Annotated in this window: 2 protein-coding genes; both read left to right on the top strand. The window is 48.6% G+C overall.

Annotation, left to right across the window (positions count from 1 at the left end):
* Positions 1-8: 8 nt before the first annotated feature.
* Entirely contained in the window at positions 9-8,084 is an 8,076-nt protein-coding gene (locus HF324_RS24955) for a non-ribosomal peptide synthetase (protein WP_168861080.1), read from the top strand.
* Positions 8,085-8,120: 36 nt separating this feature from the next.
* On the top strand, positions 8,121-15,974 hold the full coding sequence (locus HF324_RS24950; protein WP_168861079.1) for a non-ribosomal peptide synthetase: 7,854 nt from the start codon (positions 8,121-8,123) through the stop codon (positions 15,972-15,974).
* Positions 15,975-15,977: the final 3 nt, after the last annotated feature.

Below are 15,977 nucleotides of genomic sequence, written 5' to 3'. Positions count from 1 at the left end.
AGTCAACTATGTTCGACAGAAAAGATATAGAGGACGTTTACCCGTTGTCGCCATTGCAGGAGGGCATTTACTTTCATAGCAAATTAAATACTTCTTCATTAGCTTATTTCGAGCAGTTTTCGATGAGGGTGGTCATGCGCCTCGACGTGCAGATACTTGAGCAGAGCTTTAATGAAATCATAAGGCGGCATCCGGTGCTACGGACAGTGTTTACAGACAGGAAAGCCGGGCAGCCATTACAGGTAGTGCTCAAGCAGCGCCGCATCCGCCTGGATGTGGCGGACCTGACCGGCCTCGCTGCGGAGGCGCAGGAACAGCAGGTGGAAACTTACCGGAACAGGGACAGAAACACACCTTTTGATCTCTCAAAGGATATGTTACTGCGCGTGGGAGTTCTCAAACTGAGCAATGAGCTTTTCGAAATTATTCTGAGTCACCATCATATTATCCTGGACGGTGGCAGCTTCAGGATCATCGCTGCAGAACTCAAAGGTATTTACCGGCTGATGGTGCAGGGACAACCTATCAACCTGCCGGCGCCCCGGCCGTTTTCCGATTATATAAAATGGACATTGCAAAGAGATGTGGCGGCAGCGAAACGCTTTTGGAAAGATTATCTGCTGGATTATGATCAGAAGGCGGTAGTACCCCGGTTGCCGATAAACGAACAACAACGGCAGTATCAGCTTGAGCAACGTAGCTATGAGGGAATCGACAAAAAGAGGCTAATGGCGCTGCTGGAACAGCTGGCCATCACCCCTTTTACTTTTTTCAAGGCCATTTGGGGTATCATGCTCGGTAAATATAACGATGCGGCAGATGTTATTTTTGGAACGATCGTTTCCGGGCGGCCCACGGAAATACATGGTGTGAATGACATCATGGGGCTGTTTATCAATGCGGTGCCGGTGCGCGTAAAAGCTACTGCCGATAAGCGGTTTGATGAATTAGCCACAAGTTTTCAGATGGCTGAAAACCAGACGAAAAGATATGAACACTATCCTTTGCCGGAAATCCAGGAAGAAAGCATCCTGCGACGTGACCTGATTGATCATCTTTTAATAGTCAACAACTATACGGAAACAGTTTCCGATGACGACGCATCGCAGGAAGATGCTTTTTTTGACGTATTGGACTGGAAGGGAGCTTACCAGACACCTTATGATTTTGTTATTACAGTATCCATCGGGGCGAACATCCGGGTTGACTTTGAATTTAACAATTCTCAGATAGACGACCGGTTTGCAGAAGGAATGGTGCAGCATTTCAGCATGGTGGTGGAACAGGTGTTAAAAGAGCCTGCAATCAGGATTGGAGATATCAGTCTGCTTTCTGAAACGGAAAAAAAGCAACAGCTGAGCGCGTTCCAGGAAATAGACGGTTGGGGAAGTTGTCCGGTGACAATCCCCGAAATGCTGGACCAATGTGTGGCTGCACGTGCAGACAAGGCAGCTGTCGTTTACAATGATCATGTGATCAGCTATGCCTGTCTGCAGCAACATGTCAACCGGGTAGCACACTATCTTCAGCTAACCTATGAGGTTAAGCGGGGAGATATTGTCGCTATATTATTGCCCGTGTCAGAACGTTTACCGATGGTTATCCTGGCCGTATTAAAAGCTGGTGCGGCCTATTTGCCCCTCAATACAGACGATCCCGGGGAACGTATCCTGCAGATGTTGGCAGATGCGGCTCCGCAAATCGTTATCACGGCCGCGGCATTGGAGGAGAAAGTATTATCCTCCGGCGTCAAACGGATTGATCAGGACAAATTGTTTCGCGAGTCCGCTGTTTACGAAACTTCTCCGCCGGCATATGTAAACAAGGGAACAGATCCGGCTATCACCTTCTTTACTTCAGGATCTACCGGAAGGCCTAAAGGCGTTCTGGTACAGCATACTAATGTTGTTAGTTTTTCAAAAAGTTATGACCAGTTGTTCGGGCTAAGCGGCGATTTCAGGATACTGAGCTATGCCAGTATTTCCTGGGATATGTCTACCCCTGAAATTTTGAGCGGCCTGTTACTGGGTGCCACGGTAGTACTGGTATCGAGGTCTGATTTGCAAAACGACCTGTTCATATTAAGGCTGATCAAAAGGGCACATATAGATTTTATCCAGCTTACTCCCTCCAGCCTGCAGTTTTTCCTGGAAACGGATGCGGACATCATCAGCCATTTCAGGTATTTACTTGTAGGAGGTGAGGCATTGCCGTTGCAGTTGTTTCAGCGGCTCCGCCGGGTTGTCGGCACCCGCGTCGTGAATGTATACGGGCCTACTGAAACCGCCACCTGGAGCACATATTATGAAATGAACGGCCGGGAGCATCTGACCGTTGGCAAGCCGATGCCGGGCGAAGAGATATATGTTTTATCAGCCGACATGGGGTTGTTACCGGCCGGAGTGCCAGGAGAGATCTATATCGGCGGAGAAGGCGTGGCAGCAGGATATCTGAATAATCCTGAACTTACCAATGCCGTATTCGTTTCCCATCCATTTAAACCCGGAAAAAAATTATACAAAACGGGCGATATGGGCAGATTGTTAGCGGATGGAAATCTCGAGTTCCTTGGCCGAAAAGACAATCAGATTAAAATCAGGGGGTACCGGGTGGAGATGAATGAGATTGAACAGAAAGCGCTGGAGGTGGACGGAGTGGGAAAAGTGTTGCTCCATTCCTATGAGACGGCAAACAAAGAAAGGGCGCTGGCCTTGTATTACATACGGGAGGACATCCCGGTGGGCACAGACCCTGCTCTGCCGGCACAGATCAGCCGGGAGGAACTGGAAAAGCAGCTGACTGCTATCGTGGCCGGGAAAAATGATGTGACCGCTCATCAGGCTTCTGCCGGTAAACTATTGATGGCACATTTTGAGGGCAATGCGCAAAAGTTTCCTGACGCAGTAGCCATTGCATTCGGCGATATTTTTATTACATATGGGGAGCTGAACAGACGGGTAGATAAATTGAGCCGTTATCTGATCAGGGAAGCTTTCGTTGCCGGCCGGGAAACCATCATTGGTGTGCTGATGGACCGCTCGGCAAGGATGGTGGAGGTAATACTTGCCATCTGGAAATCGGGCGCCGCTTATCTTCCGTTGAACCCGGAATATCCTGCGGTTAGTATCCGGCAGATTATCGACGATGCCCTGCCGGCTGTTGTAATATATGAGGATGAGACCCTCAGAGATAAATTGCCTGCTGAGGCAGCGACACTTCGCTTGCCCATGGAGGTAAATGACGGGTTGCCAACTGTGGCTGAAAAGATGTCGCCAGCGCGGGATGAAGACCTGGCTTACATTATGTATACATCCGGCTCAACAGGTGCCCCTAAAGGAGTCATGATCGAACATCTCGGCATGATCAATCATATACAGGGAAAAATTGATGATTTCGAGGTTAACCGCCGTAGTATCATTGTACAGAACGCGTCGGTCAGTTTCGATATTTCGGTGTGGCAACTGGTGACGGCGTTGGTGGCGGGAGCTTGTACCCGCATTTATACTAACGCAGTAGTCAGAAACCCTGAACAGTTTATCCGGGAAACAGACGCCCATTGCGTAACAATACTTGAACTGGTGCCCACCTACCTGGTGGAAATGATGGAAATACTGAAGGATGACAACAGGCAGCGGCTATTCGCTGGCCTGGAGTTCATGATACTGAATGCTGAAACTTTCAGGCCCTCTCTGCTTGAACAATGGTTAAAACGGTTTCCGGGAAAGAAAATAGCGAACACCTACGGCGCCACGGAAACCTCAGATGATATTTCCCATTATATCATGGACGGAAAGCCCGCCGCTGTCACCGTGCCAGTCCTCCGTACCCCGATACACGGTGCGGAAGTTTACGTACTGGATGAATCTGGCAGGCCAACAGAGACCGGTGAAAAAGGGGAAATTGTTATCGGCGGTGTTTGTGTAGGCCGTGGCTATATTAATGATCCGGAACAGACCTTTCAGAAATATATCACTGTTTCACACCAGGGACTGACCTGCAGATTTTACAGGACAGGCGACATAGGGCTGATCAACAACCAGGGAGAGCTGGAGTTTGCCGGGCGCAACGACAAGCAGGTGAAGGTGAGAGGACACAGGGTGGAAATAGAGGAGGTGGAGATAAAAATATCACATATAGCCGCGGTTAAAGACTGTACCGTATTATATGCTGAGGATTCGCATGAGGAACCTTACCTCCATCTTTTTTATACGCTGAAAGATGGTTACAGCAAGGAGCCACGTTATATAAAAGATGAAATGTCACTCAGGTTGGCGCCACACATGATTCCCTCCGTGACAGTGTGCTTGGATGCCCTGCCGGTTACTGATAACGGTAAAATAGACCGGGCGGCATTAAAAAAACTGATCAGGCTGCGTGGGCAGTCCGGTAAAATGGATGCACGCATCCGGACTTATCTCGCTGCAGCGTTACCCTCCTACATGGTCCCTTCCTATATCAGGGAGCTGGAGAAGTTCCCGCTTACGCCAAATGGAAAAAATGACCTGAAAGCACTGCCGATTCCGCATAATGAGACCACGGAGGAAGGCAAGGACCACCGTTTTATATCCGAAACAGAACGGCAGATGGCGTTGATCTGGGAAGAAGTACTGAATGGGAGAAAGGTCGGGCCGGAAGATAATTTCTTCGAGATAGGTGGGCATTCCCTGAAGTCAACCAGAGTGATATCAAGAGTGTCCGGCACATTCGATATCACCACAGACATAGCTGCTTTGTTTAAATACCCGGTATTAAGAGATTTCTCAGCGTATATATCCACGTTGAAGAAAGCGCTGCATGAGACTATTGTTCCACTGGAAGAATGTGACCATTACCCGGCCGGACATTCCCAGCGGCGTTTCTGGACACTGGAGCAAATTGAGGACAACGGCAATGCTTATCTGATGCCCTCGGCATATACCATCTGCGGAAGCCCTGATGTGCTGGTGCTGGAAAGAGTGTTCCGCGTAATGGTGGAGAGCTATGAAATACTAAGGACCACATTTGTTGCCGCAGACGGGCCGAGACAGAAGGTTGTTCCGGCAGATGAAATGCCCCGGCAGTTTCATTACCTCGATCTTTCTGCCAAAGAAGACCCACTGGCGCATGTAAAGCTGTTGATAGAACAGGAACGGCAACAGCGGATAGATTTCACGAAGGGGCCGTTATTCCGTGTTCGTCTCTTCAGGTACGATAAAAACAGGTTTGTATTGCTCTTTCTGGTGCATCACCTTGTCTCTGATGGATGGTCTACGGAAATAATGCGGCATCAGCTGAACTACCTGTACAACGAGTTGAAGAAAGACGCCCATTTTAAGCTCCCTCCCAGGACCTTGCAATACAAGGATTGTGTAGCATGGCAGTATCAACAACTGAATGGTCCGGCGGTAACGGAACACAGACGTTATTGGCAGGACAGGCTGTCCGGAGAACTGCCGGTTCTGGATTTACCGTTGTCAAAATCGAGACCTGTGGAGAAAACATTCGTCGGTGCTGTGCTGGAACAGGGTATTCCACCGCAACTGACAGAAAAAATAAAAAGAATAGCTGCCACCGAAGGCGCCAGTGTGTTCATGGTGTTATTGTCGGTTTGCAGGACCTTATTTTACCGCTATACTGCCCAGGAGGATATGATTTTAGGTACTTCTATTGCAGGAAGAGCGCATGGGCAACTGGAAGACCAGATAGGGCTTTTCATGAATACCGTGCCGCTCCGGACCAGGGTCAACAGCAAAGAGAACTTCTATACGGTTTTGTCTGCGGAAAAACGGACGTTGCTGGAAGCCTATCAGCACCAGGATTATCCGTTCGACCTGATGATACAGGACCTGAAGGTGAAAAGAAGAATGGATCGCTCACCTATATTCGATGTTTTGGTAGAGTTCCAGGATTTTGAAGAAACACTGGCCGGCATCTCAGCAGATACGGCCCCCGAAGATTTTAGTATCGATGGCTTCAGCCTCGACAACTATGCCATCAAGTTCGATCTGAATATCGTTTTTATCCAGCATGACGGTCAGCTGAAAATATCTTTCGGATATAATACCGGCCTTTTTGATAAGGCACATGCCTGCTCCATCGTTGATCAGTACCTGCAGTTGGCCGAACAGTTGCTGAACAATCCTTTCTGCCCTGTAGGTGAGGCTGATATTGTGTTGCCGGAAGAAAAGCGCATCCTAAGATCTGCTTTTAAACAAACAGATCTTACAAATACAGTTTCCCTGAATGAACGACTATACGAGCATAGCCTGCGATGGCCCGGACATATATGTGCAGGTACACATCACGAGCAACTCAGCTATCTGGCACTTGATTCCGGAGTGCAACTGCTGGCCCGTTCACTGAAAGACAATTATCGTATTCAACCGAAAGATGTCGTAGCGGTATTATTGCCAAGGTCACTGCATCTGATGGAGAGCATACTGGCTATTTGGCAATGCGGCGCGGTTTACCTGCCGGTTGATCCTTCCTATCCTGAGCACCGGATAGGTACCATACTTGAAGATGCGGCTCCTGCATTGATCATTACTAACATAGATCTGCTCCATGAGCACCTCTTTATGACGGCGCTGTCTATCCCAATCTGTATGTTCACGCCGCCAACCGCACGTTGTAGCCGCGAGCTGCCGAAACAAAGGCTGCCTTTCCCCAGCCTGGAGGATGATGCATATATCATCTATACCTCCGGTTCAACAGGTAAGCCCAAAGGTGCTGTCATTAGTCACTTGGGAATGTTGAACCATATTCAGGCGAAAGTACATGATCTTGGACTGGATGAAAGCGCGGTAGTCATACAAAATGCTTCCCAGGGGTTTGATGTTTCAATATGGCAATTGTTTGCAGCCCTGTTTACGGGTGGCAAAACAGTCATTCTAGAGAAGGATGAAGTAACGAACCCTGCAGCGCTTATCCGTGGTGTGGCGGTTTCCGGAGCAGGCGTATTACAGGTGGTACCATCTTATTTATCCCTGCTCTTTGCTGCGATGGATCAGCAACAGGAGTTGCATGTGGGGCTCAGGGGCCTGAAAACACTGGTGACAGTAGGGGAATTATTAACAGCGTCACATATACGTAAATGGTTTGGTTATTTCCCCGGAACTCCGATACTAAATTCATACGGGCCGACGGAAGCCTCGGATGCCATTACGCATGCATGGTTGACTTCCGCTGCCGTGGAAGATCCTGTTCCGGTAGGATACGCGGTGCAGAATGCGGAAGTATATGTACTGGACGATAACCTGCAATTATGCCCGCCTTGGGTATACGGACAGGTATGCGTAAGCGGGGCAGGCGTAGGGAAAGGGTATCTCAATATGGCGGAAAAAACGGCTGAGGTATTTGTTGAGAAAGGATTCCTGGGGAAAACTATCTATAAGACAGGGGATTGGGGCCGTTTTCTCCCTTCCGGAGATCTGGAGCTGAAAGGCAGGATCGATCATCAGGTGAAAATCAACGGCAATCGTATCGAGCCGGAGGAAATTGTCCATCACATTGTCAACAGCAGGCTGGTAACTGATGCCAAAGTACTGCTGGTCGACAGGGGAGCAGATAAAGTACTGGTGGCCTTCATAGTGACACCACACGCTGAAGATATCAGAACACAGCTGAGAAGTGTCCTGACAAAGTGTTTGCCGCCTTATATGATACCTGCATATTTCCAGGCAATAGAGACTTTCCCGCTCACTGCCAGCGGTAAGGTAGATCTGCTGAAGTTGAAAGCGGCATTTAATGCCAGCATGCCGGATGATACCGAAGAGCAGCGCTCCGTTCCTGAAATGATGGAAGAAAGACTATTGCTGACGTCAGTAGCATCCGTGCTGGAAATGAAACAGGCACGGATGCAGTCAAACTTCTTTGAGCTGGGCGGAGATTCCATAAAAGCTATCCGGCTGGTGATGGAACTCAAAAGCCAGGGCTGGATACTGGATGTTAAAGACGTTTTTCGGACCGGGAATTTAAAGGAGTTGGCTGCCTGTATGCAAAAGGCCACAGTGCCGGTAAAAAGGCCGCCTGATATCCCTTCAGGAGCTCCGACCTTTGATTATAACGGACTGTCGCCCCAGGGATTAGATTCCATATTTGAATAGCTATGGTAACAGATAATTAAACCGTCACATATAAGCATGTTATCCTCCGAAAATATCGACAATATTTACTTGCTGTCTCCCATGCAACAGGGAATACTTTTCCATTCGCTGTTGGAAGGGGCTCCGGCCTACTTTCTGCAGGCTTCATACAGGTTGTCCGGAAGCATGGACCTGTTGGCAGTGGAAAAAAGCCTCCAATGGCTGGTAAGCCGGCATGATGTGCTGAGAACGGTTTTTAATTATACGAAAGCAGCACATCCGGTGCAGATAGTGCTGAAGGAAAGAACGCCGGCATTGATTTTTGAGGACCTGAGAAATATCCCGCAGGAAGCGCAGAATGACTATCTGGAAGCATTTAAGCGGACAGATAAAGACAAATATTTTGATCTCCGGAAGGACATATTGTTTCGTGTTGCGGTACTGCAACTGGCTGATGAAGCCTATGAGCTGATATGGAGCTGGCATCATATTATTATGGATGGTATGAGCCAGCATATTCTCATGCGGGAATACCTTTATGCCTATACGCACTTCCTCGGAGAACAAGTGCCGCTGGCACCACCGGCTTTTCGTTTCCGTGATTTTATCAGGCGGATTACCGCAACTGAAAGCGAAACAGTGGTCAGTTTTTGGAAAGAATACCTCAACGGATATCATACGCTGGCGTCTGTTCCCCGGCTGCCGGTCATCCCGGAACACATGCCCGCAACGGAATCAATACAGGATCATGCATATGTTTTTGATGATAAACAAACACAAAAACTGATTTCACTCGCCCGGCAGCAGAAGGTAACAGTCAATTTGCTGCTGCAGGCGATGTGGGCAGTGATCCTCATGAAGTATAATGATACGCAGGATGTCATATTCGGTACCGTTGTTTCGGGAAGGATGACCGATATGGAAGGTATGGAAGAGGCTGTAGGACTGTTTATCAATACAATTCCCTGCCGCTTTACCGTGGATGACTACTGTAGCTTTGCAGAGATGCTGAAACAGGCCCATGCGGGAGCTTTATACCAACAGGAGTATCACTACGCCTCTCTGGCAGAAATAAAAAATTTCTCTGATATAGGGGAAGGGATGTTATTTGATCACCTCTTTGTTTTTCAGCAACAGTCTCTCCCGGTAATAGACGCTGCTCATGATACTGTTGGAAAACAGCATGACGGCGCCCGGTATCAGGTCACAGATGCAACTGCCTATGAGAAGACAAACTACGATTTCATCATCGTATTCACGCATGAAAATGATCTCAGATACACCATTACCTGTAATGATGCAAGGTTTGCCCCACAGATCATTGACAATATTTTCCATCACTTTAATCACCTGATAACTACCCTGAGTACAACGCCGGACATACCATTACCGGCTGTCAGCCTGCTGCCTTCTGATACGCTCGCTGCTGTCTATGAGCCGCTGGATAACGCCGCGGTTGATTTCCCGCGGGAGGAAACCATTGTCAGCCTGTTTGATCAGATAGCCGGTGATTATCCCGGTCGGATCGCATTGTCAGCGGCAAGCGGTGATATTTCCTATGGTTGTTTGTCGCTGGTTTCTCAAAAGCTGGCCTGCTATCTCGATACAAAGTTTGCGCTGCCGGAAGAAAATATAGTAGGCTGCATGTTTGACCGGTCCGAATGGAACCCCATCGTTATCATGGCTATTCTTCGTTCCGGCTGCGCCTATCTGCCTGTTGACCAGGAATATGGTATCCGGCGGATACAGTCTGTTCTTGACGATGCGGCCTGCACAGTGTTGGTCACCTCGGTCCGTTTTATGGAAAAACTAAAGGGCCTGGAAGGGGTAAGGATAGTATTTATCGAAGATGAATGGGAGCGTATTTTGCAGACGACACCATACAACCTCCGCAGGCCCCGGCCCGATAACCTTGCCTATATCATCTATACATCCGGATCACAAGGGGTGCCCAAAGGCATGATGATAGAACACAGGAATGTGGTCAGACTGCTTTTTAATGAACGGTTTCAGTTTGACTTTAATAGGTCTTCCATATGGACGCTGTTTCACTCTGTATGTTTTGACTTTTCTGTATGGGAGATGTTCGGTGCGTTGCTGTATGGTGGAAAACTGGTAATACTGTCTGATGCTGACGTGCGCGATCCGGCGCTGGTTTATAGAAAACTCCTGTACCGGTGTGTGACAGTATTGAACCAGGTGCCGCCCATATTCAGCGTATTGTCAGACTATGTTAGGCAACAGCCGCAAATAACGCCGCTCGCGCTCCGGTATGTGATCTTTGGGGGAGATGCTCTTCAGCCCGAAGCGCTGATCTATTGGATGAATTATCATCAGGGAATCCAGTTCATTAATATGTATGGCATCACGGAAACGACCGTACATGTGACTTTCAAACAGATTACGGAGGAGGATATTCACAGGGGTGTCAGCAATATAGGCAGGCCCATTCCTACGTTGAAGCTATTGGTGGTAGATCGCCATCATCGCCCTGTTCCTCCCGGTATTACGGGTGAAATCGTGGTAATAGGCGCCGGACTTGGAAGAGGATATCTTAACCGGACAACGCTGACCGCTGAGCGATTCGTTAACTCACCGGCGTTTGACGGAGAACGGGGTTATCTGTCAGGTGATATCGGTTATGTCAATACCAGGGGCGAGCTCATCTATCAGGGCAGAAAGGACAATCAGGTAAAGATACGGGGATACCGTATCGAGCCGGATGAAATTAAAAAAACCATTCAGCACTATCCCGGTATTGGCGAGGTGGTGATTGTGGCAAGAAAAGAGCTGAACATCGTTGCTTTTATAGTAGCGAAGGATTTGAAAGATACACATGCATTGAAGGTGTATCTGTCGGAAAGATTGCCGGCTTATATGGTCCCCTCTCTTTTCGTGCTGCTGGAGGAAATACCACTGACCTCCAACGGTAAAGTTGACTATAAGCGCCTGGATCTGATGCTGACAGCAGAAGCCGGGAGAGGACCGGCTGAAGGACCATTGACAGGTATAAAAGGTGAGCTGCAAAGTCTTTGGAAAGCTTTTCTTAAGATGGATGCTGTTGGGGCGTCAGATAGCTTTTTTAGTGCAGGGGGCGATTCTATCAAAGCGATACGGCTGGTCGCTGAAATTAACAGCAAGTGGCAGACGGATGTCCAGGTGAAAGATATCTTTATGCATCCGGATATAACCTCATTGGCCGCAGTGATTGATGGAAAACTGAAACACAAAAAAAACGCGGAACAATGGGAAGCGATAATCGCCGAATCAGAAATGCTCAGGGCGGCGATACTGAGAGAACATGCCGCAGATCTGCCAGCCGGCTGGGAGGACTTTTATCCTATAGCCGACATTCAACGGGGAATGCTGATTCAAAGCAGCCTTGATCCGCAGGGTGGTACCTATCATGATCAGATGTTTTCACAATTTGTTGACCCTGATTTTGATATGGAAGCTTTCAGGGACGCTGTCCGGAAACTGGTGCATAAGCACGGGATCCTGCGCACGTCCTTTCACCAGGCGAGGTTTGGCATACCTATCCAGATACTGCATAAAGAGGTAACGAAGAACATTGATTTCATAAATCTCTCAGCACTGGACAAAACAAAGCAGCAGGAATGGCTGCATGATGTTATGGCAGCTGATTTACAGCATCCTTTCAGCGAAGATGTCCCCGGGCTGTGGCGTTTGTCTGTATATCGGCTGGGCGGAAATGATATTGGTATGCTGTTTGCGTGCCACCATGCCATTATAGATGGCTGGAGCAACGCCTCTTTTTTAACGGAATTGTCAAACCTGTATTCTCAGGTGAGAAAAGACCGAACATTCATACCAGCAGCCCTGAAAGCAACCTACAAAGATTTTGTCCTCCGGCAATGGGCCGCTGCCCGCGAAACATCCGTCATTGAGTACTGGCAAAAAGAACTAAGCGGTTTTTCAAGGACACCATTACCTTTTTATAAAACATATCAGGAGCAACGAAAGACCGGCGCTACGGGCATTGCCCGTTTCCATGTGCCGTTGGACGGCGTAGTTGCCAATGCCCTTATCCGTTATTCGGCCCAACGGAACTACAATGTCAAAAGTCTCTTTTTTCTTGCTTTTGCATTTATGGTAAAATTCACTACCGGAGAGGATGAAGTACTATTGGGACTAGTGTCTAATAACCGCCCCGAAACAACAGACGGAGATAAGATACTAGGCTGTTTTCTGAATACAATTCCGGTAAGGGTAAAACTGGATACTTATTCCGGGTGCCAGCGTACCATAGCTGACATGAACCACAAATTGAATGCGCTGAAACATGTCGATTGCCTGCCTTTGCTAAAGATGACCGAGCTGGTAAAAGCACACGACGGAAAATCCAACCCCTTTTTTGATGTAGTATTCGATTATCTGGACTTTCACGTTTTTAGTGATGGTGCTCCTGAAGTGAATACTACGGATGCAATGATCGGAGATTACGATAAGACCAATACCCTTTTTGATCTGGACATTGTAAGATGGGGCAATCATTTCTCCGTTAATATCAAAACCCGGCCAGGGTTATATAGTGAGTGCGAGCTGGAGCGTCTGGGCCATTATTATTGCGGTATTCTGCGGCAGTTTGCGGAAGAATGTGATGATCTGCGCGTGGAAGAGCTGCTCAGCAAAGACGAACAAAAACAGCTGTTGGCATTTTCCTGTGGCCCGGTGAGAAAAGTGCCTGAATTGAAAATCAGCGAGCTGATTTGTACCGCACACAAGGATGATGCCCGGATAGCGATACAACATGCACAGAACAGTATTACCTATAAAGATCTCAGTCACCGGGTGACAGTATATGCTTCGTGGCTGAAACATCTGAACGGTGTGAAAGCGGGGGATATCGTGGCTGTATTGTTGCCACGTTCCATAAAAATGATAGAAACCATCCTGGCCTTATGGCGATGTGGGGCGGTTTATCTGCCGGTAGATTACACCCAGCCTGCCGGCCGTATCCGGCAGGTACTGGACGACGCTGCGCCGGCCTTTGTTATTACAGACTACCGGATAGTTCGCACGGAACTGGAAGAGCTGCTGCAGGGGCAGAAGGTGGTCCCGCTGACCGAAGAAATGACGGAAGAGGGTTTGCCTGAAGTAATGGATGACACCAGGATAGACGAGTCAACTGCTTATGTGTTGTTTACTTCCGGTTCTACCGGCGCTCCTAAAGGTGCAGTAATCTATCACCGGGGAATGATGAACCATATTCAGGCCAAAATCGCAGACCTGTCATTGGACGGTCTGACCGTGCTGGCACAAACAGCGGCAGCCACATTTGATATATCCGTTTGGCAGATGTTAAGTCCGCTGCTGACGGGAGGGAAAGTTGTTATTTATGATCAGGAATTGCAGCTGGAGCCTGTTCGTTTTATACAAGCGGTTGTTAAAGACAAGGTGACTGTTCTTCAGGTAGTTCCTTCTTACCTTGCCGCCCTACTGGATGACATCGACAGGTACGGAAATGATTTTCAGTTGAGCTTCCTCAGGTACCTGATCGTTACCGGAGAAACGATCAGACGGGAACTGGTGGACCGCTGGTATGCCCGTTATCCGGATATTCCACTGGTAAATGCTTATGGGCCTACAGAAGCATCAGATGATATAACACATTATTTCATTCCTGTTGCTGACAGCTGTGAGCCTGTGCCTGTCGGAAAACCTGTGCAGAATATGCAGGTGTATATTCTCGATCGTTATCAGCAACGTTGCCCGGTAGGCGTTAAAGGAGAAATATATGCCGGGGGCGCAGGTGTGGGCGCGGGCTATCTGAACCGCCCGGAGTTGACGTCCGCCTTTTTTGCTGCCCTACCGTCCGGAATATCGGAACAAAGGCCCGTTTACAGGACAGGAGATACCGGATTGTTTCTTCCCGACGGCAATATTGCATTTTATGGCAGAAAGGACTTACAGGTAAAGGTACAGGGCCACCGTATAGAGCTGGAGGAAGTTGAACGGGCCATCATGAGCCTTCCGGTGGTAAAAGAGGTGGTGGTAGTTGATAAAAAAGATAGCAGCAGCCAGGTATATCTTACAGGGTATTATGTGCTGTGGGAAGGTAAACCGGATAGCCCCGCTGATATCAGGGATTTGCTGACCAGCGTGTTGCCCTATTATATGATACCCCGGTATCTCATAAAAATGGACGCTATACCCCTGACAACAAACGGCAAAAAGGACCGGAACAGGCTTATGGCCATAACGCCCGGTGATGCTGGCGAGAGCGGCTTGCCGGTTAATAATACGGAAAAGCAGATCCTGCAAATATGGACGGAGGTCCTTGATGATAAAGAGATAGGTGTCCATGATAATTTTTTTGCGGCAGGCGGTCATTCCCTTCGGGCCAATCAGCTTGCCTTTAGGATAAGAGAAACCTTTAACGTCGAGTTTACATTGCCGCAGGTGTTTCTTAAACCCACTATCAGAGAGCAGGCAGCCTTCCTTTCAGCAGCCGGAAAACAACCTGCCCTGTGTATCCCGCTGGTAGAACATCAACCATTTTACCCGCTTTCCCATCAGCAAAAGCAGATCTGGCTTATGGACCAGATAGAGGCCGCCCGGGGGGCGTATCTGTTGTTCAATGCCGCGGCGATAGCAGGAGAACCGGATATGGAGGCGCTGACCTGGGCATTTACAGCCCTGATAGCACGGCACGAAAGTCTGAGAACGGTGTTTGTTACCATACAGGGAGAACCTCATCAGCAGGTACTGGAAGCGATGGCGGTAAAACCGGACATCCGTTTTGTGGACCTGTCAGACGTGGAAGAGCGGAAGAAGCCCACTGTCATCGACGAGATCACTTATGAGGCTTCTAAAATGCCCTTTGATCTTACGATGGCCCCCCTTTTCCGGATAACGCTTATCAGGACGGGAGCTGAAAATCACCTGCTATTGTTTTCAATTCATCATATTATCACAGATGGCTGGTCTATGGAAGTACTGTTTCATGAGCTGTCACTTTTGTACCATGCGTACGGCAGCGGTACATATCCGTTAAACCCTCTGCCAGTACAATACAAAGACTTTGCGATGTGGTATCATCAAAAGGTCGGTGATAAAGAAAACAAGAGCCGGAAATACTGGCTGGATCATTTCTCCGGAATATTGCCCTCTTTGGAGATACCTGTCGACTTTCCAAGACCTGCAAGGCGGACCTACCAGGGCGCTATCATCACGCGGTCGCTGGACAGGTCCGGCAGCGATCATCTTTACCGGATAGCCGCAGAGCAGCGGACTACCATCTTTATGAACTTGCTGACCGTATGGGAAATTGTGTTCCATCGGGTTACAGCCCAGGATGATATCATTGTGGGGATTGTGGATGCCGGGAGGTATCATCCGGACTTGCTGGACCAGATTGGATTTTTTATTAACACATGGCCGCTGCGGTTAAACATCGGAACTGAAGATTCATACTATGCCATATTGCATAAAGTAGCGCAGCGGGTGATAGCCGCCGTGGAAAACTGGTATTTTCCGCTGGACATGCTGATAGACCATCTCAATATCAGCAGCGCCGGCGGCCGTGCGCCGCTTTTTGATGTGGCGATCTCCTTTAATGATGGCTATGTCCCACGCTCGCAGCATGTCCATACAGGTAATGAAATACCTGTGGTCGAGAAATCCGTGAATCAGGCTGTTTACAGCAAGTACGATCTGATTATTAATATGTGGGACCGGCAAGGGGAGATAGCGGTGGAGATAACCTATAATACCGGTCTCTTCAGCGCCGGAACGATTGATCATCTCTGGCGCCTGTTCAGAAAGACGGCGGAACTGGCGGTCGCGCTGCCCCATGTGCCGGTAAGGACGCTCAGCCTGACAGATGAGAATATGCCCGTCGGAGAGCTTAAGCAGCAGGTAACAGAAGACTTTAATTTCAATTTTTAATAC

Origin of the sequence: Chitinophaga oryzae (genome assembly GCF_012516375.2) — a bacterium.
In the GTDB taxonomy this organism is placed as follows: Bacteria; Bacteroidota; Bacteroidia; order Chitinophagales; family Chitinophagaceae; genus Chitinophaga; species Chitinophaga oryzae.
This window is presented reverse-complemented; position numbering and strand designations above follow the sequence as displayed.

Coding starts and splice junctions, on each gene's coding strand:
- HF324_RS24955 (WP_168861080.1), top strand. CDS start 9: ATGTTCGACAGAAAAGATATAGAGGACGTTTACCCGTTGTCGCCATTG.
- HF324_RS24950 (WP_168861079.1), top strand. CDS start 8,121: ATGTTATCCTCCGAAAATATCGACAATATTTACTTGCTGTCTCCCATG.